Origin of the sequence: Myxococcus sp. AB056 (genome assembly GCF_006547365.1) — a bacterium.
Classification (GTDB): Bacteria; Myxococcota; Myxococcia; order Myxococcales; family Myxococcaceae; genus Myxococcus; species Myxococcus virescens.
The window spans coordinates 1-21,921 of the sequence record NZ_VHLB01000006.1 but is presented as its reverse complement, the minus strand read 5'-3'; the positions used below and the strand labels follow the sequence as shown (position 1 = coordinate 21,921).

Sequence of the window (21,921 nt, the reverse complement as noted above, 5' to 3'; positions counted from 1 at the left end):
GCTGAGCGCGCGAGGTGTCAGGGAGTGGGCGGAATCGCGGGCTGCGCGGGCGGAGGAAGGTCCGGGTTGTACAGGCCTCGCAGCACCAGCGTTGCCCCCTGGTCATCCTTGAGGAGCGCCGGCTGGCCCTGGTGGAGTCCCACCAGCCGCACCGTGAAGCCCACGCCATCCGGCGTCACGTGCACCGCGAGCTGCCCTGGGACGAGCGGGTCTGGCAGCGCGCTTTCGGAGGGCAGCCAGGCGACCTGCGGGTAGACGGGGAGGAAGGCGCGCGTGAACACCCGCACCTCGCTCGCGCCGGACTGCTGGAGCGCGTGACGCCACGCGTCCTGCGACAGGGGCGCCTCCCCGTGAGACTGGAGCTCGTGCACCATCAGCAGGTGGACGCGCCGGGCCACGCGGAGCAGCTCCAGGTTGGCCGCCACGTCGGAGCGGGACTGCTCCAGGCCTTGCGGACGACCACCGGCGAGCGTGGCCATGACGCCCAGAAGGATGACGCCGGAAGTCCACAGCGGCGCGGACCGGCCTCGCACCAGCTCCCAACCCAGGCGTGCCGTGCCCACCGCCGCCAGCAACGACCCCGCCAGCACCAACCAGCGCGGCGCCGCGCCCGCATGGAAGGGCTGACTCAAGGCCCGTGTCAGGTGCGTCCACTCGGGCACGGACGCCACGCCCACGCCCACGGCGAAGGCGACGAACAAGACGGCGTGCACCAGCCGCAGCCCCAGCGGGGACGGCTGCCCCACCTCACTGCTTGCCGTCACGGGAACGGCAGGTTCAGCACGAAGTAGAAGGAGTCGTAATAAATCTGGTACGCCTCCATGAACAGGTCGATGACGTTGGACTGCCGGTCCTCCGACCAACGGACCTTCACCGACGCGCCGATGATGAGCGCGACGACGAGAATCCAGTTCAAGAGCGAGTACTCCAGCATGGCCTGCCCGCGACGGTTACGGGCGCGGGAACGCAGCGTCTTCGGGTGGTTCACGGCGTGTCCTCAGAGGTGTCGTGTCCGTGCCCGTCGTCCGCGGCGCCGGGCAGGTCATCGAGTATAGCATCCGCGTACTCCAGGTTGATCTTCGGTGCGTCCGGAGCGGGGATGCGCATGCGGGGTTTGGCGTCGATTCCGTACTCCGCCACTTCCATGGCGTGACCGATGCCGGGAATCTCCATCTTGGCCAGGTTCAGCAGCGGAATCTCCCGGCTGAGCCACATCCGTTTGATGACGGTGCTCTTCACAACGACCTCGACGGGGACCGCCGCGACGGTGCCCGCGAGCGTCATCAGCCGGGTCTCCTTGCCTGAACGCGCCATGGGCTTCACGCCCCCGGGCAGCTTGGAGGGCTTCTGGGGCGCGGCGGCCTGCGCATTCTTCGCGGCCTCCTGCTGCTGCTTCAAGACGTGCTGGAGAGCCTCGTCCGAGTACTCCTGGGGCTGATTGAAGCCCGTGCCGATGTAGAGGCGGGAGATGGCGTCGTAGCGAATCACGTCGCCCTCCCGAGCCACCAGCATGCGCATCTGCGCGAGCGGCGACTTCATGGCCGGATGGGTTCCCGCCTCCATCTCCACCCACACCGCGTCGCGCCCCTCCTTGTCCTTCTGCTCGCCCACCACCGCCAACCGCCAGTAGTAAATCCGCAGACCGCCGCCGTTGAAGCGGTACGTCACCCAATCTCCCAGCCGGGCCGGGCGGGCGCCGCGGGACATGTGCTGCACCAGTTCCCGCGCGGGATTCGCCTCCGCCTGGAGGGGGACTGCGAGCACCAACGCGGCCACCACGAGCAGGGCCCTCACTTCGCGCCCTCCTTCTTCTCCGCCTGGTCCTTCTCCCAGGCCTCGCGGCTCTGGCGCACGGCATCGTCGTTGGGCACCGCGTCCGGGCGGTCCGAGCCAATCCACATCTGGACCACGGCGATGACGCCCTCCTCGGCCGGCGACAGCGTCGTCACCACCTGCTCGCCCTTGCGTGCATGCTCCATGGTCAACTGCGTGCCGCCACCCATCTTGAGCGCGGACTGCCGCACGGGCGCGTAGCCGCGGCGCTCCAGCTCCGCGTTCACCTGCTGCTGCACCTTCGTCAGCTCTCCCGTCACCAGCGTGGTGCGGCTCTGCGAGCCACCCGGGTCATCCCGCGTGGCCAGGTCCTGACTGTAGAGCGCGCCTTCCAGCGCCACCAGCCCGGGCGCCGGCTTCTTGGGCGGCCGCACCCACAAGTCCCGCAGCGCCGTGAACCCCAACGTCTTGCCCAGGTGCTTGCGCAGGACGACGCCGCGCTGGAGCCCCTCGCGCGTATAGAGCGCCGACACCACGCCCTCCTCCTTCATGTCCCCTTCCATCACGGTGGGGTAGCCCTCTTCCTGCCACTTCTGAGCGAAGTAGGCGGCCACCTTCTCCATGGAGTCCGGCGTCGTGAAGTACGCGAGGCGGTAGTACTCCCCGCCAATGACCAGGTCGTTGCCGATGCGCGTGTGGATGGTGCCCGGATAGATGGGCAGCTCCTGCTCCGCGGCTGCTGGCACGGAGGCCAGCAGCACGCACAGGAGCGCCGTCCGGACGACCCCCACCCTACTCGCAGGGAATCTTGAGGTCTTGCTCGTCATTCTCCGTGGCCTCAGGGCGGGCATCCGGGTCGGTCGGGTCATCCGCCATGGCCCGCTTGCACCCCATGTAGAACTCACCGCGCGCGTTGAAGACCTTGATGTAGTTGCTGTCCCCGTACGTCATCTCGTCGCGGAACGGCGCGGTGTCGAAGCAATCGGGCCGGTCATGGTCGGTCAGCTTGAAGCTGGGCTTGTGCATGACGTGGAGACCGCTGCTGGCCCTCGCATCATACTGGGCCAAGCCGTTGCAATCGCCCTTCTGAGAGGCACCCACGCCGTAGTTCCGGGACACCACGAAGGTCCCCAGGAAGTTGGGAACCACCTTGGCGACCACATCCAGGATGCGGCCAATGCCCAGGCTGTCCAGGGTGGAGGCGAAGCCCAGGAAGACCATCCGGTCCACCTGCCGGTAGAGGCCGTGGGGCTGACTGAGAGGGCCACCGGTATGCTGACCGGCGCGGCGACTGCGGACGATGGCATCACCGCCGTCCGGCATGTGCCAGCCGTTGGCGTACATGGAGTACTTCGACTTGAGGGTCAGGTTGGTCAAGTCGCGGCCGCCCATCGTGTCCACCTGGAAGAAGCCACCGTTGCCACCACTCTCGTCCAGATAACGCCTGGGCAGGATGGTGTTCTGGAAGGTCATCTCCACCTCGGACTCAACCCAACCTTTGTTGTTGAACCCCCACTGGTTCAAAACCCATCCCATGCCGTTGTTCAACGGGCTGAGGATGGCACCCGCCAGGCCGCCTCCTTCGCCGGTGCTCGGGGGGCTGAGCATCCCGCTCTCCAGGAACGCGATCTCCTTGTTGGTGATGGTCGCCTTCACGTCCGTATAGCGGGCAATGAAGTTGCCCCCGGGGGCGTTGGGCTCCACCGAGTCCATGTCCTTGAAGCGCTCGATGAACTCCGTGTGGGCTTCGCGGCGGGCATCCTCGAAGGCGTCGTCGTGCTTCCCGTTGGCGAAGTCGGTGAGCGCATAGCTCGTCATCTCCCAGACGGCGTAGCGCGCCGCCTCCTGGAGCTTGAGCTTCGCCCTCACCAACTCCGTGAGGTACATGCTGAACATCAGAATCATCACGAGGAGCGGCACGGAGAGCGCGAACTCGACCGTGGCGGCACCTCGTGAGCGCGAACGCAGTTGGAGACGGGCACGCATGGCAGTCCTCAGTGCGTAATGATCTTCGGGGCAATGCCCTGAAGCGGGCCGGGCAGCGAGTCCATCATCTCACCAATCTTCGGCAGTGAGTGGCGGCCCTGGTACACGGACGCCAGACGCGGGCGCCAGTATGGATTGAAGAAGTTGGGCTGCTCCGCCCAGTTGCCGGGACGGTGGTAATAGGCCTGCCCGCGGGAGATGACGTTGAGGCCTTCCACCAGGCCCAGGAACTTCTTCCGGTTGTTCAGCAGCTCCAGACCATCCGTGTCCGGCGTGAAGGCGAACTTCACCTTGCCTTCGTCGTTGAGCAGCGCGGGCGCGTTGGTGCCAGTGCCGTCCTTGTTCTCCCGGTTCACGACCTGGTCCGGGTCCTTGTTCAGGGCGACCCAGGCGGTGGGCTGGTTGAAGTCCGCCTTGCGCTTGGCCGGCTTCCTCATCTCCGCGTCGTCGGTCGGGTTGCACACGTCGCCGAGCTGACCGGGCTCGAAGTGCATGAAGGGCACAAGCCCGTTCCAGGGATGGTTGCCGTCCTGGACCGGCCTGACGTTGGCTGCGTAGACGGCGGTTCTGACGACGCACGCCCCAAAGGCCCTGGCCAAGCAGAATCTCGGATCCTCATAGAGGCCGACCACGCCCTCGGCACGCCGTGGACGCACGTGGCCAACCCAGCGCTCCGGGTTGTCGTAGTAGTTGACGCGCCAGTGGAGGCCGCCCTTGGTCCCGCCACTGTCGTGGTCGTTGAGCGCCCAGATGCTGGTCTTCGTCATGTGCTTGAAGGGCAGCTTGGCACTACTGCTGCCGGAGTCCCCCTTGCCCTTGCGATTGTCACCGAAGCAAAGCCAGTAGTCGTCGTTCTTGTTGCACGACAGCGGGTTGTCGGCCTTGGCAACGCCAATGTCGATCTCCGCGGGCCCGAACTTGAGCCAATACGGATCATCCGAGCCAATGTTGTCACCCTGCGCCGTCATGCCCCAGGGATGAAGGTTGTCGTTCCAGTCACGGATGTAGCTGCGGGCGTCATTGCCCGGCCCCTTCCCCTTCTTCAGCGCATTGGCGTTGGGGAACCCCGTTGAAAGCATGCGCGTCTGGCCGATCTTCCCGAAGCTGAACATCGGGGTCTCGATGCCATCGTTGAACAGGTCCTTCATGAAGCCGAGCATGTCCGGGATCGGGAGCAAGTCGCCCAGCTTGCGGCTGGTGACGAAGCCCTGAGGGCACGCTCCGCCCTCTGCGTCGCAGGCGTAGCGCGTGGCATTCGTGATGCCTCCCATGGAGCGCTTGGCACGGGCGATGGGGTCGTTCTTGTCTTTCTTCGTCACATCCAGTGCGCCAAAGGGGTTCTTCCACGTCCCCGGGTTCAGCGGCTTCCCACCCGAATGGGGGTTGTGTGCCTGGCTGAAGAGGCACTGGCTGTAGATGCCCGTCGCCAACTGACTGGCCAGCGAGGAGATGTTGCTGTCGTTGTCGTCGATGACGGTCTGCGTGGTCTGCGTCACGTGCGTCGACGCGGACATCATCACCGCCTGGGACGCGAAGTACATCACCCCGTTCATCACGCGGTGTGCCGGGATGAGCCACCTCCCAATCTTGTCGTCCGGGTTCAGTCTCCGGATGACCTGCTGAATGGGCCTGAGGAACGAGTTGCGATACGCATCCATTATCCGGCCAATGGCCTTGATGACGGCGCTCACATAGGGAATGACGTTTTCCAGGATGGGACAGGCGATCGTCCAGAAGATGCCGCTGGGCGTGCCCGCACACGGATTCAACGTCTTCATGAAGCCGAAGATGTCCGTGAGGAACGCCTCGGCGGAATAGATGAGTGACAGCAGCGACTGCCACATCATCGCCGACACGTAGTGCGACACCTGCGTGCGGTTGGCGTACGCGTAGAAGTTGAACGCGCGCGCCTCCATGGCGGCCATGGAGTACGACGCGGAGTCCGCCGTGTTCTGCAGGCGGATGCGTTCATGCACCGTGTGGCCGATGTTGACCGTGGTCAACACGGCGATGGACATGATCAACACCATCAGGGCGGCCAGCACCAAGGCCTGGCCTTCCTGGCGGCGGAAACTCTGTCGGAGGGTCCGGGTGAACATGGGTCGGGAGTCCTCTTCCTCTTACAGACCCCAGTCGGGGTTCAGGTGCATGATCCACTTGCGGTGGAAGTTGGACTGCATGCGCATGCTGTACGTGGCCGTCAGCGGCATGAAGTACCGCTTGCCAGCCAGGTCGGAAACGAGCGGGATGCTGCCGTTGGCCAGCATCCAGAGAACGGTCATCTCGAGCGGATAGACGGAGTCGTACCCCATCTCGTGCTCGATACCGCGGGCACCGGCGAGCAACGGGTTGAGGTTGCCACGCCGGTTCATCATGTTCGCGCGCGGGTCCACGGTGCCGCGGTCAATGGCGCCTCGCAGCGCCATGCCCGCGTTCGAGGCGAACCACGAGTAGAAGATGATGGAGTTCGCGAACGGCACGCGCAGCTGGTACCAGTAGCGCAGGCGGATGGTCAGTCGCGTGGACTTGCGGAACACCAGCTCCGCGTCGTCCGGCTCCGGCAGGTTGAAGAACTTTCGGATGTGGTTCTCCAACGAGGGCACCTCCGGGAAGGAGTCCGCACCGTCGAAGTCCAGCTCCTGCCAGTTGTAGCCGCTGCGCAGCTTCCACATCGAATCGATGGGCGTGAAGTACGCGGGACTGATGGTGTCCACGCGGATGACGCCGAACAGGTTGGAGCCGTTCACCGTCCGGGGCACGCGGCCGCCACCGAAGTTCAGCATGCGCATGCCGGAGTCGTAGAGCTGGTGGAGGACGAACGTCTTCCCCAACTCGACGATGTCGTCGGTACGCCCCATGGTGGGAAGCAACGCCACGATGGCCGCGTCATGCATGCGCTCGTTGTTGCCGTTCCACACAATGCCGGCACGCGCGGCCTGGTAGGCGGCGTACTCCGTCATCAGCTTCGCGTGCTGCATCATCGTGAGCTGGATGATCCCCAGCGTCATGAAGACGGCGAGCGGCATGATCATCGCCGCTTCCACCGCGGCCTGACCCGACTGCCGACGAGACGCCCCCTGCGCCCGCGGTTCCTGTGCTTCCTGTCCCATGAAACCATTATCCGGGGACTGGTGTCAGAAGCGCATCGGTCAAATGGACAGACCTGCGCCTACGTTTCCCTCCCATTTGATGAGAAAACTTGTCCCGCTATTTCGCGGGTTTAGGGGGCAGCTCGTTCGCCGATGACTCGCGAGCCACCCGCCGGCGCGCCGATCTGGCAGCCTCCGAGGCCGGCGCCTCTTGGATCACGAGGTTGCAAGCCTCGAGTCCTTCGACACGCCTACCCAGCGCGAACTCAAACTCACACAGCTGGTTCAAAAGCGTCCAACGCTCCTGCCCAGTCACCCCCGATGCCAGGGCCGACCGGATCAGCCCAGCCGCCCGGGCCCCCTCCCCCGCGTCGAATGCCGCCCGCGCCTGGCGCGACAGCTCCGCGACGGTGGCGCGCTCCACGGGGGGCGGTGGCGGCGCGGCGGTGGGCGCGGCTTTCTTCGAGGCCGGTGCCGAAACTGGGCGCTGATGCTCGGCCTTGGCCGGGGCGGCGACGCCTCCCAGGGTGCCCTTGGATTCCGACGCGTCCAGTTCCTCGTCGTAGGCAGCGCCCCGTGCCGCTGGCGACTTGGCTCCCAGGCGCAGCGAGTCGCGCGGGGGGACGGACCGAGGTGCCTGCGAGTCCGCGACGCGCCGCTCCAACCGACCAGCGAAGGCGTCGTCCGAGTCCGCCGACGACGTCTGCAGGTCCATGGATTCGCTCGCGACTTTGGACTCCTCGTCCAGCGACGTCGGCGCCTCATCCTGCGTCATGGGCGCGGGCTCCAGCGCGGCCCGCATGTCGGCCTTGGGTGCGCGAGCAGCGGCGGGCGGCCCACGCTTCGCCTTGCTCTCGCTTTCGCGCCGAATCCGCGTGTCGAGCCCGCCGCCACTCCCAGCGTTGGCCCAGTCCTCCGCGAGCAGCCGCTGCTCCCGTGAGCGCTCGGCCTCCTTCGACTTCGTCGGCGCGGCCGTTTCCCGGGCGGTGTAACCCGCCGCTTCCGCCTCGGCGGGCATTGCGGGCGCCGCCGCGGAGGCCGGAGCGGCCGCGGCCGGCGCGAAACCATCGGCGGACGGAGGAGCCACCAGCTCCTCCTTCGCGACCGCGACCTTCGCCTCGCTCAAGTCAGGCCGCGTGAGGTCGGGCGACCGGGCCTCGAGCGTCAGAAGGCCAAAGGTGCTCACGGAGGCCAGCCCCACCACGGGCAACAACCACCGGCGCCAGCGGGACGGCTTCGGCGCGGGACCCGCGGCGGCGCGGCGCGCGGCCTGCTGGGCATAGGCCATCAGCGACTCCAGCCCCGCGTCCGGAGCGGGCTCCACGGACAACTGGGACATGGTGGCGCGCACCCCGCGAATGTCGTCCAGTGCCTGGGTGCAGCGGGCGCAGCTCTCCAGGTGGGCTTCCACGAGGCGGGCCTCAGACACCGGCAGTTCGCCATAGGCGAAGTCGAGCAGCCGGTCCTCCTGCGCGTGTGGATTCTGCGGCTTCATCCCACCACCGTCCTTCCGTCCTCGGCGAGGTCGCCGTCGACGCCCATCTCCGCCAGCCGGCGGCGAAGCCCGTCGAGCGCGTAGCGCATGCGGCTCTTCACCGTGTTCTCGGACACTCCCGTCACCTCCGCGATGTCCTTGAAGGGGATGCCGCTGTACTCGCGCAGGGTGAAGACCTCACGCTGCTCGTCCGGGAGCGTCGCCAGGGCTCGCTCCAACAGGGGACGCAACCGGGCGTTGTAGGCACCGCGCTCCGGGCTGGCCCCCGCGTCCGGCAAGCCTTCTCCCAGGGGGCGCGACTCCTCCCGCTCCGCTCCCGGGGCGGGTGCCTCCAGGGAAGACGCCTGGCGGTAGCTCTCTTTGCGCGCGCTGTCCACGCAGAGGTTCCTCGCAATCGTGTAGAGCCAGGTCGTGAACTTCGCCTTGGGCGTGTAGTCGCCGGCGCTCCGAACCACCTTCAGCCACGTCTCCTGCAGCACGTCCTCCGCCCGTGCCCGGTGCCCCGTGAAACGGAGGATGAAGTTGAACACCGGCGTCCGGTGCTTGCGCACCAGCGCCTCGAACGCGCGCGCGTCCCCCGCCTGGAAGGCGAGCATCAGCCGCTCGTCTGAGGTTTCCGGTCCCAACACTCCCCCAACTCTCCTTGGAGCCACCCTCACCCGGCCCACTCCGCCACCCGTGCACAGTGAACGTGCGACGGGCCGCCAGGGTCTATCCCTGGCGAGGTCTCTGGTAAGTGGCGAGAATGACAGGGACGGCCACCGCTGTCACGAGCGCGCCTTGCGCCAGGAGCACCGCCGGCAGTGGCTGCTGCAGGTGCACGTACAGGGAGCGGCCGAGCGCCGCCCCCAGCAGCACACCCGTCAGGGTGCGCACCGCGTTGCTCCCCGACGCCGGCCGGAAGCGGCCCACCGCCCAGTCCGCCAGCGCGGGAACGGTGAGCGCCAGGACGGCGGGCACGTCCAGCGCCCACCGCAGCGGGGCGCGCACGGCGAACAGGCCCACCATCACGGCCAGCAGCACCGGATAGGTCCCCAGGCAGCGCGCGCACACGCGCACGCCGCCGAACAGGTAGGTGCGGTTGTACTCATCCGGATGATGATGGCTGAGCCAGAACACCGGGACTTCCTCCAGAAGGGGCTGCGGCCGGGGCCTCGCGCGCATCGGCCTCCGCCAGGAAACACGCGGCGAAGTGGCCACCGCCCAGCGCATAGGACGGGGGCGATTCGCGCCGGCACCGCTCCATGGCATGCGGACAGCGCGGATGGAAGGTGCAACCGGAGGGCGGCGCCAGGGGTGATGGCGGCTCGCCCGGCACCAGCAGGCGCGTCCGGGCGTGGCCCGGGTCCGGGACGGGCACCGCGGACAGCAGCGCCTGGGTGTACGGGTGGCGCGGCTGACGGTACAGCGACGCGGCCGGGGCCAGCTCCACGATGCGGCCCAGGTACATGACGGCCACCCGGGTGGACACGTACTCGACGATGTTCAGGTCGTGGGCGATGAAGACGTAGGTGAGGCCCCGCGCCTGTTGCAGGTCCACCAGGAGGTTGACGATTTGCGCCTGCACGGACACGTCCAGCGCGCTGATGGGCTCGTCGGCCACCACCAGGTCGGGCCGCAGCGCCAGCGCTCGCGCGATGCCGATTCGCTGCCGCTGCCCGCCGGAGAATTCGTGGGGGTAACGCGCCAGGGCCTCGCGCGGCAGCCCCATGGCGTCCACCAACTCCGCGACCTCGCGCTCCCGCGCCCCCGGCTCTCGGGCCAGCCCGTGGATGGCGAAGGGCTCCTCCAGAATCTCCCGGACCGTCATCCGGGGATTGAGCGAGGCATACGGGTCCTGGAAGACGAACTGCATCCGCTGGCGCAGCGGCCGCAGTTGGCGCTGGGACAGTCCGGTGAGTTCCTGCCCGTCGAAACGAACGGAGCCCGCCGTGGGCTCCAGCAGCCGCAGCACCGCGCGCCCCAGGGTGCTCTTCCCGCAGCCACTCTCCCCCACCACCCCCAGCGTCTCCCCGCGCCTGACGTCGAACCCCACGCCGTCCACGGCCTTCACCACGCCACGCACCCGGCCGAGCACGCCGCCTCGCACCGGGAAGTGCACCTGGAGGTCGCGGACCTGGAGCAGCGGCGTGGAGTTCATGGCGCGGGCACCGGGTTGTGACAGGCCGCCCACTGCCCTTCTCGCGGCGAGGTCAGCGCGGGCTTCTCGTGCGCACAGACGTCCAGCGCGCGCTCACAGCGCTCCCGGAACACACAGCCGGCAGGCAACTGCCGCAGCGGTGGCACCCTGCCAGGAATGGCTCGCAGCCGCGCCCGGGAGGATTGAGCGCCGCCCACGTCACGCCTGGATGGAATCGAGCGCAGCAGGCCCGCGGTGTACGGGTGCGCGGGCTGGGAAAACAGCGCTCGTACCGGGGCGCGCTCCACCACCCGGCCCGCGTACATCACGACCACCGCGTCGCAGCTCTCCGCCACCACGCCCAGGTCGTGCGTAATCAGCAGCACCGCCATGCCCCGCTCGGCCTGAAGCCGCGCGAGCAGGTCCAGAATCTGCGCCTGGATGGTGACGTCCAGCGCGGTGGTGGGCTCGTCCGCGATGAGCAAGGCCGGGTCACACGCCAGCGCCATGGCCATCATCACCCGCTGCCGCATGCCTCCGGAGAGCTGGTGTGGATACGCGTCCACGCGCTCGGCCGGCGCGGGGATGCCCACCTGCCGCAGCATCTCCACGGCCTTGTCCCGGGCATGCGCGCGCGAAGCGCCCAGGTGCAGCCGGACGCCCTCGGCAATCTGCTCGCCCACGGTGAACACCGGGTTGAGCGACGTCATTGGCTCCTGGAAGATCATCGCCGCGTGACGGCCGCGCACCCGGCGCAGCTCGGCCTCCGGCAGCGTCAGCAAGTCCCGGCCCTGGAAGCGAACCTCTCCGCCCACCACGCGCACCGGCGGCTCGGGCGCCAGCCGCAGCAAGGACAGCGCCGTGAGGCTCTTGCCACACCCGCTCTCCCCCACCACGCCCAGCGTTCCACCGGGGGGCAGCGCGAAGGACACGTCGTCCACCGCGCGCGCCGGCCCTGCCTCCAGCGCCAGCTCCGTGGTCAGCCCTCGGACGTCGAGCAACAGCTCCTGGCCCGCGGGCGTCACGGCGGCGGTCACTTCTGGGCCAGCTCCTCCAGGAACTCCCCTTCCTGGATGACGCCCTTGCGGATGAGCAGGCGAATGAGGCTGGCCACCATGCGGGCCGGCTTCACCTTCTCCGTATCCAGCGAGGCATCCTCGCCGCGGGAGATGCGCTCGATGTCGTCCAGGATGGCCAGGTCCTCGTCGGAGAACTGAGGCGTGGGCGTGAGCGGCACCGACGGACGCGAGCCCTGCGCCGCCCCTCCGAACATCACCACCGGCACGCGCGGCCGGCCCTCCGCTCCGTCTCCCTCCGCGTCGGGAGGCGGAGGCGGCGGGGGCCGCACCGGGGGCGAGGCCTTCCGGCCCAGCAGGTCATCCAGCGCGTCCGCGCCGGCGTCGCCGTCGGTGGCTTCCGGCGGCGGCGGCGGGGGCGAAGCCGAGCCTCGGAGCGAGGGGGGACGCGCAGCGGGGGGCGGAGACGGCGGTACGGACTTGGGCACGGGCTTCGGAGCCTCCGGGAAATCCCATTCGAGCGGCGCGCCAGCGGCCACGGGCGGAAGCGGCGCACCGTCCTCGTCCTCCAGGGCCACGGCTTCCACGATGTCCAGCGGCTCGCCCCGGGCCCGCGCCAGCGCGGCGTCCAGGTCGTCCGAAGCCGCCACGAAGACGCGCATCTGCTTGCGGAGCTGGAAGCGCAGCTCGTCCACGAGCGTCACGTCCGCCGGGTCATCCACCGCGACGAGGATGCGCTCGCTGCGGCCTTCGACTTCCATCCGGAACGGCACGATGCGGTGCTCGGACTGGAAGTCCAAGGACACCAGACTCACGACGTTCGCCGGAATCTCCTCCGGCAGCGCCACGAAGGGAAGCGCGTGCTGGGCGGACAGGGCCTGTGCGATGTGCGTGGGCGTGCACAGCCCCTGCGCCACCAGCACCTCACCCAGGCGCTGACTGCCGAAGGCGCCCCGACGTCCCAATGCCGCGCGGACCTGCTCCTCCGTCACGACGCCGGCCTCGACGAGCAGCTCACCAATCTTCTTGCGCATGGGGGACTACCGCTTGACCTTCGCGAGGTACTCCTCGCGGCTGAACACGCCCTTCTCGATGAGCAACTCCACCATCGCCTTGAGGGCGGCGACTTCCTTGCGCTGCACTTCTTCCACGCTGCGAAGCAGCTCCGCCGGGCTGCCGGAGGCCGCCGCGGGACGGGCGGCGGGAGCCTCGGGCGCAGGGGCGGGACGGGCCGAGGCCGGACCGGCGCGCGGCGAGGTCGCCACGGCCGCCGGGTCCAGGTCCTTGAGGTTCTTCACCACCGTGCGGCCCTGGGCGTCCACCACCTTGAAGTTGGTGTCCGCGTCCTCCAGCTCGTGGTTCTGCTCGTAGATGCGCGCGAAGGCCCGGGCAATGGAGGTCCGGCCCGCCACGTTGGGGATGATGCGGCACTTGGTGATGGCGCGCAGTTCGTCCAGCATGCGCACGTTGAGCGGATCCGACATCGCCACCACCAGCGACTTGCCGTCATCCCGCACCTGCAGCGGCAGCACGGAGAAGTCCCGCGCCGTCTGGGCCGGAATCTTCGCCTTCACGTGCGGCTGCACCATCTGCACCGCATCCAGGTTCACCGCCGGCATTCCCAGTTGCTTGGACAGGGCGCGCACCAGGATGTCCTCGGAGACGAGGCTCATCCTGACCAGGATTTCGCCCAGCTTGCCGCCCCACTTCGCCTGTTCGGCGAGCGCGGCCTTCAGCTGGCTCTCCTGAAGCACGTTCGCCTTGATCAGCAATTCGCCAAGCTTGATCTGTGCCATGTCGTGGCGCGCACTCTAGACTGTCTCGGCAGCGTGCGCCCCTTCTTCCGCGCCTGCTCGGTCAGGAACCCGGTGCCAGGGGCGCGGACGACCCGGAGGCGGGCGCCCCGGCGGGCAGCTCCCGGCCGGCCTCATCCACCTCCACCACCCGGGCTCCCTCGGGGGGGACCAACTCGTAGAGTGTGAGGTCCGGTCGCGCGTTGAGTTTGATCTGCTGGTAGCGGACCTGGAGCTTCGTCTTCGCCTGCTTCGCCTCCAGCGACACCCGGCCCGGGAAGATGAGCCCGCCCTGCTCCAGGAAATCCTCGAAGCCCAGGTCGTACCCCGGGATGCCCCGCACCTGACTCTTCATGATGCGCAGGTACTTGGTGTGGACGTCGAGCACCTGCGTCGCCGGGCCCCGGTGGAGCGTCAGCACGTAGACGCCCTTCTTGCGGTCCAGCTCCAGCGTCATCCGCTCCGGGGGGATGAGCGGCACCTGCCCGAGCATGATGGGCACCAGCTCCTCGCCCGGCAGCATGACCGGCAGGAAGCGGGACACGTTGGCGGGGCTGGCGGGGCCCTGGTACCAGGTGTTCGTATCCGCCTGATACAGCCCGAAGCGCTGTCCGTCGGACACCAGGGAGGCGAGCGGCCTGTTGAAGAAGTCGAACGTCTCCAGGTGCAGCATGGCCGGCCGGGTGACGGCGATGAACATGCTCAGCGTGCCGCTCTGGTCGGGCAGCTCGGCGCGCAGCTTCGCGTCCCCCTCCAGCGTGACGACGTTCTCCTGGTTCTTCACGACGCGCTGATAGACGGTGTCCGCATCCGTGAGCTCGCCTTCAGGGCCGAACTCGATTCGCTTGGGACAGCCAGAACAGAGCACTACCAGGAAGATTGCGACGGCTGCGCGGTTCATATGTCCTAGTCTGGGCCAAGCCGCCCTGCCCGGTCACCCACCAATGAGCCTGAACGACATCCTCCATTACCTCCGCCTGGGTGGCGTCACCCTCGCCATGCTCATCTTCGCCTCGGTCGCGGCGCTGATTGTCGCCGTCGAGCGCATCATCGCGCTCTGGGGCGTGGGCGAGCGTTCACGCGCCTTGGGTGAGACAGTGAACAAACACCTGCTGCGCGGGGACGTCGCCGCGGCCCGCACCGCCGCCGAGCGCTCCGACGCGGTGGCCGCCGACATCTTCCTGGCCGGGTTCGACCGGATGGAGCGCAGCCGCACCGCTGGGGGCGCTGGCATCGAGGCCGCGGTGGAGCGCGAGCGCGCCCAGGTGGCCCTCAAGCTGCGCCGCTACCTGTGGATCCTGGCCACCATCGGCTCGATTACACCCTTCGTGGGCCTCTTCGGCACCGTGGCCGGCATCATGCGCTCCTTCAAGGACCTGGGCCTGGACGTGGAAGCGGGCGGCACGGGCGGCAGCGTGGCGGTGATGACAGGTATCTCCGAGGCCCTGGTCGCCACCGCGGTGGGCATCCTGGTCGCCGTGCAGGCGATGGTCTTCTACAACTACTTCCAGGCCCGCCTGTCCCGCGTGCTGGTGGAGCTGCGCCTGATTGGCGATGAGTTCGTCGAGCTGCTCAAGGAGCGGGCCGCCGGCCTGCCGCCGTCCGAGCCCATGCCTCCCGAACCGCAGGCCGCCCCCGCCACGCGCACGGACGCCCAGCCCGCCTAGGCCGGAGGAGAACGCACCATGGGCATGGGAAAGACTCCGGGCAGCGACGACGGCTCCGAGGATGGCGTCTTCGCTGAAATCAACATCACCCCGCTCACCGACATCTTCCTGGTGCTGCTCATCATCTTCATGGTGACCAGCTCCGTCATCGTGCAGCAGGGGCCGGGCGGCGGCGCCAAGGCCGGCCTCAAGGTGAACCTGCCCAAGGGCGGCGCCGCGGACGTCACCGCGCGCACCACGGACCTGTCGGTGGCGGTGCTCGCGGACGGGCGCTTCATGCTGGCCGGCAACGTCGTCTCCCAGGACGAGCTGCAGCAGGCCTTCGATGACGCCAGGCAGAAGGACGAAGAGACGGTGGTCATCGTCCAGGCCGACGAGGGCGTGCCCCACGGCACCGTGGTGCAGGTGATGGAGCTGGCCAAGAAGGCCGGGCTCGCGCAGCTGGCCATCGGCGTGCGCGAAGGCGAATAGGCAACACCTCCCCGCTGGAAACACCAAGGCCACCCAGGGCAGCGCGCCCGGGTGGCCTTTGATGCTTCAGGCGCCCCGCATTTCAGCGGGGCGCGGACTCAGACGGACGCGAAGGCGGCGTCCGAGATGTCCATGGGCGAGGTGTCCTCCATGGTGAGCATCTTCGCCGCCTGCTCCACGTTGGGCAGCACGTTCCGCGCGTACCAGAGGGCGCTGTACTTCTTGCCCTCGTAGAAGGCGTGGTCCGGGTGGTCCGCGGAGACGGAGGCCTTCGCCTTCTCCGCGATGAGCGCCGCGTCCAGCAGCAGCCAGCCCACGGCGACCTCGGACATCATGTTGAGGAAGCGGTTGGCGGACAGCGGAATCAGCGGGAACTTGCTGCCGTCCTGCGACCAGCCGAACACCACCATGGCGCTGGCCATCAGGGCCTCCTGCGCCGCGGCCAGGGACTTCACGGCCTCGCCGTAGACGGCGTGCTCGCGGTGGGCCTCGATGAAGGAGCCCACGTCGCCCATGAACTGCTGGAAGTGCATGCCGCCCGCCTGGCCCATCTTCCGGCCCACCAGGTCCATGGCCTGGATGTGGGTGGTGCCCTCGTAGATGGAGAAGATCTTCGAGTCGCGGGTGTACTGCTCCACCGGGTAGTCCTGGATGTAGCCGGCGCCGCCGTAGATCTGGATGGCCTGCGCGCACAGGCGGAACGCCTGCTCGGAGCTGTAGGCCTTCACCAGCGGGGTGAGCAGCTCCACCTGGCCCTTGTGGTAGGTGGCCGCGTCGTCGTCCTTGCCGGCCAGCTGGCGCGCCTTGTCCAGGTGCATGGCCAGCTTGATGATCAGCGAGCGGATGCCCTCCACGTGCGCCTTGATGTCCAGCAGCATGCGGCGGACGTCCGGGTGCTCGATGATGGCGGCGCGGGGCGCGGTGGGGTCCTTCCACTTGGTGAAGTGGGAGCCCTGCTTGCGGTCCTTCGCGTAGTCCAGCGCGTTGTAGTACGCGGCGGACGCCAGACCGATGCCCTGGATGCCCACGGCGATGCGCGCGCCGTTCATCATCTTGAACATCTGGCTCATGCCGACGTGCTCGACGGTGCCCACGAGCTCGCCGACACAGTTGTCGTTCTCACCAAAGTTGATGACACAGGTGGCCGAGCCGTTGATGCCCATCTTGTGCTCGATGGAGCCCACGCCCACGTCGTTGGGCTGGCCCGAGCTACCGTCCGCGTTGATGCGCAGCTTGGGGACGATGAACAGCGACAGGCCCTTGGTGCCCGGCGACGCGCCGTCGATGCGCGCGAGCACGAGGTGGATGATGTTCTCCGCCATGTCGTGGTCGCCGCCGGAGATGAAGATCTTCGTCCCGCGGATGTTGTAGGTGCCGTCGCCGTTGCGGCGGGCCGTCGACTTGGCCGCGCCCACGTCCGAGCCGGCGTGCGGCTCGGTGAGGCACATGGTGCCGCCCCACGTGCCGTTGAGCATGCGCTCCACGAACTGTTTCTGCTGCGCGGGCGTGCCACACTCCGCGACAACTTCCGCCGCGCCGAAGGCCAGACCGGGGTACATGTTGAACGCCGAGTTGGCGCCCGACAGCAGCTCCTCCACCGTCACCTGGAGCATCATCGGCGAGCCCTGGCCGCCGTGCTCCGGGCTCACGCCCACCGTCTTGAAGCCCTGCTCGTAGAGCTTCTTCCACGCGTCCTTGAAGCCCGTCGGCGTGAAGACGGCGCCGTTCTCCACCCGGCAGCCCTCCCGGTCACCCACCGAGTTGAGGGGCCCGAGCACCTCGCGCGCGAAGCGATACGTCTCCGACAGCACCGCCTTCGCTTCGTCCGGACCCCAGGCATCGAACGGCGCCTGGCCGGCCACCTGGCCGAAGCCGAACTGCTCGAACAGCGTGAAGAAGATCTCTCGAAGGTCGGTCTTGTAGGTGTTGATCCCGGCGGACATGGCCACTCCTGCGTGACGGCTCGCTGCCCGCCCTCAGTGAAAAAGGATGAGGTCAGCGGCGCGTTGAGACGCAGGAAGTGTGGCGGCGACTGATTTTTGAGTCAACCCCGAATGACACCTCGCGTTGAGGGGCGGTCAGAACCGCCCCTCGAGGCGCGGTGCGCCTGCCTACTTCTTCGCCTTCTTGGCGGAGGGAAGCGTGGCTGTCTTGGCCGCCGGCTTTTCCCTGGGAACCGTCTTCTTGGAGGTGACGCCCTCGCGGCGCTCGTCCGCCTCGTCGCCCTCCTCGCTGGAAGCGGAGGCGCTGGTGGCGGAGGCAGGCGCGGCGGCGTTGGCGCTGCTCAGGCTCTCCCGAGGCACCTCCACCACGATGGGGGACTGGCCGGAGCGCTGCCGGTTCTCGTCCTCCAGCGAATAGAAGAGCTGGATCTGCGAGGAGCCCTTCATCAGCAGTTCGCCCTTCTGGTTCTCCGCCCAGAGGTCGATTTCGACGAAGTAGCGGCCCCCGGAGCCGTGCCGGTCGCTCACGCGGCCCTTGCAGACGACGGTGTCACCCGGCCACACCATCTTGATGAAGCGCACGTTGTAGCGCCGCATCTGCCCGCCCCGGGCCCAGTCACTGATGAGCTGGCCGAGCATGCCCATGACGAGCATGCCGGGCGCGTAGACGCTCGGCATGCCCACGCTCTTGGCGTAGAGCTCGTCCACGTGGACCGGGTTGAAGTCTCCGGACGCCCCGGCGTAGCGCGCCAGCTGGACGCGGTCGACGGGCGCCTTGGCCAACGCGGGCAGCTCGTCCCCGACGCGGATGGCTTCGAAGTACAACTTGCGCGCGGGCATCACGGGGTCTCCTTGGCGGCGCGGACCACCAGCGTCCGGCGGGCGCGGAACACGAGGTTGCCTTCCTCGTCACGGCCTTCGTCCTCGATGACCGCGATGTCCATCTTCCCGGACATGCCCGGCCGCTCGAAGACGTCGGAGACGCGCGTGGAGACGTAGATGCGGTCCCCGGCGAAGATGGGCCGCTCGTAGTCGAAGCCCTGCTCCGCGTGGAGCAGGCTCTTGATGCCCACGCCCAGCAGCTCCCGCAGGTCCGCCGCCGAGTGGAAAGACGCGGGGAACGTGGGGGGCGCGATGATGGTGGGGTAGCCCGACGCCCGGGCGTACTCCTCATCGTAGTAGATGGGGTTGTAGTCCCCGATGGCCTCCGCGAAACGACGGATGGCGCCCTTTTCGACCTCGTTCAGCGTCGGCGGCGAGGCGCGACCGATCGCGTTCTTGTCCAGCATTTCCTCTCCTGACTCTAGCGTCCGGCCGGAAGCTCGAGCACCGTGAGGAGCCCAGCTTCGGCGGCCGTCAAGCGTGGCGCGGCATTCACCAGCGCATTCGCGGTGGCCCGGTCGCCCGCCACTCCCCCCGGGATTTCCAACACCAGCTTCGGGTCAGCGTCGATTTCGATACGGTCCTTGGGGTCATCCGCCCCCACCGCGAGGGTCAACTCCAGCCGCACCCGCTCCTGTCCGTCCTCCAACCCCACCACGGACTGGAACATGCCAGCCACCCTTCCCTTCCTGACGGGAAACGCGCCGCCGGAGATGTCCTCCTCGGCGAACACGGGGGCTACTTCTTCTTCGAAGTCGTCGCAATCCAGCCCCAGGCCGAGGGCCGCGAGCGCCGCGGACTCAACAAGGCCAACGTGGCCCAGTTGCTCACTGTCCACCAGCTCGAAGAACTCCTCCTCCGTCAGCCCCGCGCCCACAATCCGCTGCAAGGCCGGGCGGCGCGTCCGCGCATCCACCACGCGGGTGACGGTGGCACGACGGACCGGACCGCACACCTGTCCGGCAACCGCCACCAGCCGGTCCAGCACGAAGCCCGGATTGACGCCGGTCCCCACCACGGCGACGCCCGCCTTCTGCGCCGCCTGGTCCAGTTCGTCCGCCAGCTCCGGGTACTTCAGGTACGGGAAGGCCAGCTCCTCACAGGTGCTGGCCACGGGCAGTCCCAGCTTCACCGCCTCCATCACCTGGTCGAACACCTTGGGCAGCCGCGAGCCGGTGGCATGCAGCACCACCACGCCCTTGCGCTTGCCCACGGCCTGCGCCAGCGAGGCGGAGACCTTCACACGAGGGGCGGGACCTCCCAGGACATCACCCAAGGGGCGGCCCACCAGGCCGGATTGCACGTCCACGGCCCCGATGAGCTCCACCTCAGGTGAAGACATCGCAGCCCGGGCAATTTCCTGACCGATGAACCCCAGCCCCATCACCACCACCGGCACGGGCCCTTCCGGGGCTTTTGCCATCGGAGATTGCTCCACGATTCCAAGGGGTTAGCGATACAGTCCAGCGTTGCAGCGCACCATAAATCACACCTTGGCGACCAGGCAAGCGTGACGTGGTTCTGCCTCTCTTCCTGAATGGCAGAACCTCCAAGGATTTCCATGGCTTAGAAGCCCATCACCGGCCTGGGGGGTCTTTTGGGGGCGCGTAGCGGCGTGTATAAAGCTGTACAAGCACGCTGTCCTGGAGGCACCTCGGGCATGGATCGCATCCTCGTCGTGGACGACGACGTCCTCATCCTGGCCGCCCTGTCACGCATCCTCCAGGCAGAGGGGTACGACGTCGTCACCCACAGCGACCCGGCGGTGGCCGCCCGGGAGGTCGGCTTCCAGGTCGTGCTGACGGACTTCATGATGCCGTACCTCAACGGCATCGAACTGCTCGGCGCCCTTCGGGAGAAGAACCCCAAGGCGGTGCGGCTGATGCTGACGGCGGCGGCGGACTTCCGCACCGCCTCCGAAGCGGTCAACCGCGGCGAGGTCTTCCGGCTGCTGGGCAAGCCCTGGTCACTCAGCGATTTGACGAGCAGCGTCCGGCAGGCCTTCGCGCACTACCGCCTGGTGGACGCCAACGAGCGGCTGTCGCGCGAGGTCGCGGAGAAGAACGCGGAGCTGGTGGCCATCAACCGCGACCTGGAGCGGCGGGTGGTGGAGCGCACCGCGGGGCTGCTCGACGGACTCATCAGCGCCCTGGACTACCGCGATACGGAGACGCAGTGGCACTCGCGCCGCGTGTCGCTCTACTCCCGCCGGCTGGCCCAGGAGGTGGGGATGACGGGCGGCGCGCTGGACGTGGTGGAGCAAGGCGCGCTGCTGCACGACATCGGGAAGATTGGCGTGCGCGACTCCATCCTGCTCAAGCCCGGTCCGCTCACGCCGGAGGAATGGGTGGAGATGCGCAAGCACCCGGAGTTCGGCTACCGGATGCTGGCGAAGATGCCCTACCTGCACGAAGCGGCGCTCATCGTGCTCCAGCACCAGGAGCGCTGGGACGGCAAGGGCTACCCGCAGAACCTGGCGGGCGAGGACATCGTCCTGGGCGCGCGCATCTTCTGCCTCGCGGACACGGTGGACGCGATTACGTCCGACCGGCCCTACCGCAAGGGCCGGCCCATGAGCGTGGCGCGGGATGAAATCCGCCGCTGCGCGGGCACCCAGTTCGACCCGGCGCTGGCGGAGGCCTTCCTCGGCATTCCGGAGACGGAGTGGCAGCGCATCCGCCAGGAAGTCGAGGCCTTGGAAGCAGCGGAGAACGAGCGCTGGAACAGCGACCCGCTCGGTCCTCCCGCGCCGCTGGCCCGTGCCAGCGGCGCCTGAGTCAACACTTCAGGGCGCCAGCTCCACCGCGCGCACTTCGCGGATGACGTCCCCTTCCAGGAGGGCGTCGACCACGTCCATGCCGGACACCACCTCGCCAAAGGCCGTGTAGCGGCCATCCAGGTGCGGCTGCGGGGCGTGGGTGAAGAAGAACTGGCTGCCGCCGGTGTCCTTCCCGGCCAGGGCCATGCCCAGGGTGCCTCGGCCGTAGGGCCGACGCGTCATCTCGCAGCGGAGGGAGTACCCCGGCCCGCCCTCACCGTCTCCGCGCGGGTCTCCACCCTGCGCGACGAAGTCCGGCACCACGCGGTGGAAGGTGACGCCGTTGAAATAGCCCTTGCGCGCCAGCGCGTGGAGGTTGCCCGACGTGAGGGGCGCCTCGTCCACGTCCAACCGCACAGTGATGTCCCCCTTGTCGGTGCGCAGCACGAGCCCCGCGCGCGCCGGGGCGGCCACAGGCCGGAAGGTGTTCGCGGGCAGCTCCACGCGCGCCGAGCGCACCCGCTGCCCCGTCAACTGCGTGAGGGCCTGCGCCGCCACGCGCCGCACGTTGGCGTGCGGGTGCATCAGCCATTCACGCAGTCGGGGCTCGGCGGCCGGGCCCTGCAGCGCCACCAGCGCGCCCGCCACCGGCTCGGCCAGGTCTCCCGGCGTCTGCGGCACACGTGCCGCCAGCGCCTCCACGGCGGGTAGCGCGGCCGCATCCTTGAGCACACCCGCGGTCGCCGCCGCCGCGCCCGCAACCACGTCATCCTCGCCTTCGATGAGCTCACGCACCGGCGCCGCCGCCTCGGGCACAGGCCGCGCGGACACGGCTTCCAGCGCCGTCAGGCGCACGCGCGCCTCGGGGTGACGCAGGTACCTGTCTCTTATACACGTCTGACGCTGCCGACGATCTTACGCGTGTAGAT

At 68.3% G+C, this 21,921-nt stretch carries 22 protein-coding genes and 1 pseudogene; 3 read left to right on the top strand and 20 right to left on the bottom strand.

Annotated elements, in window-relative coordinates:
• Window positions 1–17: 17 nt before the first annotated feature.
• From FMP39_RS04450 to FMP39_RS04380, 15 genes are all read right to left on the bottom strand, one after another.
• Entirely contained in the window at window positions 18–764 is a 747-nt protein-coding gene (locus tag FMP39_RS04450) for a hypothetical protein (protein WP_141588757.1), read from the bottom strand.
• Window positions 761–988, bottom strand: a complete 228-nt coding sequence (locus FMP39_RS04445; protein WP_011554647.1) for a hypothetical protein — start codon at window positions 986–988, stop codon at window positions 761–763. Before FMP39_RS04445 ends, FMP39_RS04450 begins: the two co-directional genes overlap by 4 nt.
• Window positions 985–1,794, bottom strand: a complete 810-nt coding sequence (locus tag FMP39_RS04440) for a hypothetical protein (RefSeq protein ID WP_141588756.1) — start codon at window positions 1,792–1,794, stop codon at window positions 985–987. Before FMP39_RS04440 ends, FMP39_RS04445 begins: the two co-directional genes overlap by 4 nt.
• Window positions 1,791–2,564 carry a hypothetical protein gene (locus FMP39_RS04435; protein ID WP_141588755.1) on the bottom strand — a complete coding sequence of 258 codons (774 nt, stop codon included), beginning with the start codon at window positions 2,562–2,564 and terminating at the stop codon, window positions 1,791–1,793. The genes FMP39_RS04440 and FMP39_RS04435 overlap by 4 nt, the downstream gene beginning before the upstream one ends.
• 1 nt (window position 2,565) lies before the next feature.
• Window positions 2,566–3,759, bottom strand: a complete 1,194-nt coding sequence (locus FMP39_RS04430) for a TadE/TadG family type IV pilus assembly protein (RefSeq protein WP_141588754.1) — start codon at window positions 3,757–3,759, stop codon at window positions 2,566–2,568.
• An 8-nt stretch (window positions 3,760–3,767) separates the two neighbouring features.
• A complete protein-coding gene (locus FMP39_RS04425) occupies window positions 3,768–5,858 on the bottom strand; it encodes a TadE/TadG family type IV pilus assembly protein (protein WP_141588753.1) in 2,091 nt (696 codons plus the stop codon).
• A 21-nt stretch (window positions 5,859–5,879) separates the two neighbouring features.
• Window positions 5,880–6,869: a TadE/TadG family type IV pilus assembly protein gene (locus FMP39_RS04420; protein WP_090494293.1), complete on the bottom strand. Its 990-nt coding sequence runs from the start codon at window positions 6,867–6,869 to the stop codon at window positions 5,880–5,882.
• A gap of 97 nt (window positions 6,870–6,966) precedes the next feature.
• Complete coding sequence (locus FMP39_RS04415) at window positions 6,967–8,343, bottom strand: anti-sigma factor (protein ID WP_141588752.1); 1,377 nt, start codon at window positions 8,341–8,343, stop codon at window positions 6,967–6,969.
• A complete protein-coding gene (locus tag FMP39_RS04410) occupies window positions 8,340–8,972 on the bottom strand; it encodes an RNA polymerase sigma factor (protein ID WP_194858235.1) in 633 nt (210 codons plus the stop codon). Before FMP39_RS04410 ends, FMP39_RS04415 begins: the two co-directional genes overlap by 4 nt.
• An 82-nt stretch (window positions 8,973–9,054) precedes the next feature.
• Window positions 9,055–9,462, bottom strand: a complete 408-nt coding sequence (locus tag FMP39_RS04405; protein ID WP_141588750.1) for a DUF2085 domain-containing protein — start codon at window positions 9,460–9,462, stop codon at window positions 9,055–9,057.
• Window positions 9,431–10,483, bottom strand: a complete 1,053-nt coding sequence (locus FMP39_RS04400; RefSeq protein ID WP_194858234.1) for an ABC transporter ATP-binding protein — start codon at window positions 10,481–10,483, stop codon at window positions 9,431–9,433. The genes FMP39_RS04405 and FMP39_RS04400 overlap by 32 nt, the downstream gene beginning before the upstream one ends.
• On the bottom strand, window positions 10,480–11,499 hold the full coding sequence (locus FMP39_RS04395; protein WP_141588748.1) for an ABC transporter ATP-binding protein: 1,020 nt from the start codon (window positions 11,497–11,499) through the stop codon (window positions 10,480–10,482). The genes FMP39_RS04400 and FMP39_RS04395 overlap by 4 nt, the downstream gene beginning before the upstream one ends.
• Complete coding sequence (locus tag FMP39_RS04390) at window positions 11,496–12,512, bottom strand: general secretion pathway protein GspE (protein ID WP_141588747.1); 1,017 nt, start codon at window positions 12,510–12,512, stop codon at window positions 11,496–11,498. The genes FMP39_RS04395 and FMP39_RS04390 overlap by 4 nt, the downstream gene beginning before the upstream one ends.
• A 6-nt stretch (window positions 12,513–12,518) precedes the next feature.
• Window positions 12,519–13,274 (bottom strand): general secretion pathway protein GspE, encoded by a 756-nt coding sequence (locus FMP39_RS04385; protein WP_141588746.1) that lies wholly within the window; start codon window positions 13,272–13,274, stop codon window positions 12,519–12,521.
• Window positions 13,275–13,335: 61 nt separating this feature from the next.
• The gene (locus FMP39_RS04380; RefSeq protein ID WP_140864272.1) at window positions 13,336–14,172 is read right to left on the bottom strand and encodes a DUF4292 domain-containing protein; all 837 of its coding nucleotides are present in this window, start codon (window positions 14,170–14,172) and stop codon (window positions 13,336–13,338) included.
• 43 nt (window positions 14,173–14,215) lie between these two features.
• Here FMP39_RS04380 and FMP39_RS04375 point away from each other — a divergent pair, with 43 nt between their 5' ends.
• Together FMP39_RS04375 and FMP39_RS04370 are read left to right on the top strand one after the other, a co-directional pair.
• Window positions 14,216–14,938, top strand: coding sequence for a MotA/TolQ/ExbB proton channel family protein (locus FMP39_RS04375; protein WP_141588745.1), 723 nt, complete (start codon window positions 14,216–14,218; stop codon window positions 14,936–14,938).
• A gap of 18 nt (window positions 14,939–14,956) precedes the next feature.
• Window positions 14,957–15,409: a biopolymer transporter ExbD gene (locus FMP39_RS04370; RefSeq protein ID WP_011554662.1), complete on the top strand. Its 453-nt coding sequence runs from the start codon at window positions 14,957–14,959 to the stop codon at window positions 15,407–15,409.
• A 98-nt stretch (window positions 15,410–15,507) separates the two neighbouring features.
• Here the strand turns inward: FMP39_RS04370 and FMP39_RS04365 are convergent, their stop codons facing one another.
• The 4 genes from FMP39_RS04365 to FMP39_RS04350 all read right to left on the bottom strand — a co-directional run bounded on the left by FMP39_RS04365 (window position 15,508) and on the right by FMP39_RS04350 (window position 19,657).
• Window positions 15,508–17,352, bottom strand: coding sequence for an acyl-CoA dehydrogenase (locus tag FMP39_RS04365; protein ID WP_090494308.1), 1,845 nt, complete (start codon window positions 17,350–17,352; stop codon window positions 15,508–15,510).
• Between the two features lie 168 nt (window positions 17,353–17,520).
• The gene (locus tag FMP39_RS04360; protein ID WP_141588744.1) at window positions 17,521–18,192 is read right to left on the bottom strand and encodes a MaoC family dehydratase; all 672 of its coding nucleotides are present in this window, start codon (window positions 18,190–18,192) and stop codon (window positions 17,521–17,523) included.
• Complete coding sequence (locus FMP39_RS04355; RefSeq protein ID WP_002636736.1) at window positions 18,192–18,641, bottom strand: MaoC family dehydratase N-terminal domain-containing protein; 450 nt, start codon at window positions 18,639–18,641, stop codon at window positions 18,192–18,194. The genes FMP39_RS04360 and FMP39_RS04355 overlap by 1 nt, the downstream gene beginning before the upstream one ends.
• Before the next feature lie 14 nt (window positions 18,642–18,655).
• Window positions 18,656–19,657: a dihydrodipicolinate reductase gene (locus tag FMP39_RS04350; protein ID WP_141588743.1), complete on the bottom strand. Its 1,002-nt coding sequence runs from the start codon at window positions 19,655–19,657 to the stop codon at window positions 18,656–18,658.
• A 237-nt stretch (window positions 19,658–19,894) separates the two neighbouring features.
• Between FMP39_RS04350 and FMP39_RS04345 the strand changes: the two genes are divergently transcribed.
• Window positions 19,895–21,010, top strand: coding sequence for an HD domain-containing phosphohydrolase (locus FMP39_RS04345; protein WP_141588742.1), 1,116 nt, complete (start codon window positions 19,895–19,897; stop codon window positions 21,008–21,010).
• A 9-nt stretch (window positions 21,011–21,019) separates the two neighbouring features.
• Here the strand turns inward: FMP39_RS04345 and FMP39_RS37775 are convergent.
• A pseudogene (locus tag FMP39_RS37775) lies at window positions 21,020–21,868 on the bottom strand (peptidylprolyl isomerase); the annotation flags it as partial.
• Window positions 21,869–21,921: the final 53 nt, after the last annotated feature.

What these genes read in the sequence shown, in the direction of transcription:
- FMP39_RS04430 (WP_141588754.1), bottom strand. Translation starts at nt 3,759, where the DNA reads ATGCGTGCCCGTCTCCAACTGCGTTCGCGCTCACGAGGTGCCGCCACG.
- FMP39_RS04425 (WP_141588753.1), bottom strand. Translation starts at nt 5,858, where the DNA reads ATGTTCACCCGGACCCTCCGACAGAGTTTCCGCCGCCAGGAAGGCCAG.
- FMP39_RS04420 (WP_090494293.1), bottom strand. Translation starts at nt 6,869, where the DNA reads ATGGGACAGGAAGCACAGGAACCGCGGGCGCAGGGGGCGTCTCGTCGG.
- FMP39_RS04415 (WP_141588752.1), bottom strand. Translation starts at nt 8,343, where the DNA reads ATGAAGCCGCAGAATCCACACGCGCAGGAGGACCGGCTGCTCGACTTC.
- FMP39_RS04400 (WP_194858234.1), bottom strand. Translation starts at nt 10,483, where the DNA reads ATGAACTCCACGCCGCTGCTCCAGGTCCGCGACCTCCAGGTGCACTTC.
- FMP39_RS04390 (WP_141588747.1), bottom strand. Translation starts at nt 12,512, where the DNA reads ATGCGCAAGAAGATTGGTGAGCTGCTCGTCGAGGCCGGCGTCGTGACG.
- FMP39_RS04385 (WP_141588746.1), bottom strand. Translation starts at nt 13,274, where the DNA reads ATGGCACAGATCAAGCTTGGCGAATTGCTGATCAAGGCGAACGTGCTT.
- FMP39_RS04380 (WP_140864272.1), bottom strand. Translation starts at nt 14,172, where the DNA reads ATGAACCGCGCAGCCGTCGCAATCTTCCTGGTAGTGCTCTGTTCTGGC.
- FMP39_RS04375 (WP_141588745.1), top strand. Translation starts at nt 14,216, where the DNA reads ATGAGCCTGAACGACATCCTCCATTACCTCCGCCTGGGTGGCGTCACC.
- FMP39_RS04370 (WP_011554662.1), top strand. Translation starts at nt 14,957, where the DNA reads ATGGGCATGGGAAAGACTCCGGGCAGCGACGACGGCTCCGAGGATGGC.
- FMP39_RS04365 (WP_090494308.1), bottom strand. Translation starts at nt 17,352, where the DNA reads ATGTCCGCCGGGATCAACACCTACAAGACCGACCTTCGAGAGATCTTC.
- FMP39_RS04360 (WP_141588744.1), bottom strand. Translation starts at nt 18,192, where the DNA reads ATGCCCGCGCGCAAGTTGTACTTCGAAGCCATCCGCGTCGGGGACGAG.
- FMP39_RS04355 (WP_002636736.1), bottom strand. Translation starts at nt 18,641, where the DNA reads ATGCTGGACAAGAACGCGATCGGTCGCGCCTCGCCGCCGACGCTGAAC.
- FMP39_RS04350 (WP_141588743.1), bottom strand. Translation starts at nt 19,657, where the DNA reads ATGGCAAAAGCCCCGGAAGGGCCCGTGCCGGTGGTGGTGATGGGGCTG.
- FMP39_RS04345 (WP_141588742.1), top strand. Translation starts at nt 19,895, where the DNA reads ATGGATCGCATCCTCGTCGTGGACGACGACGTCCTCATCCTGGCCGCC.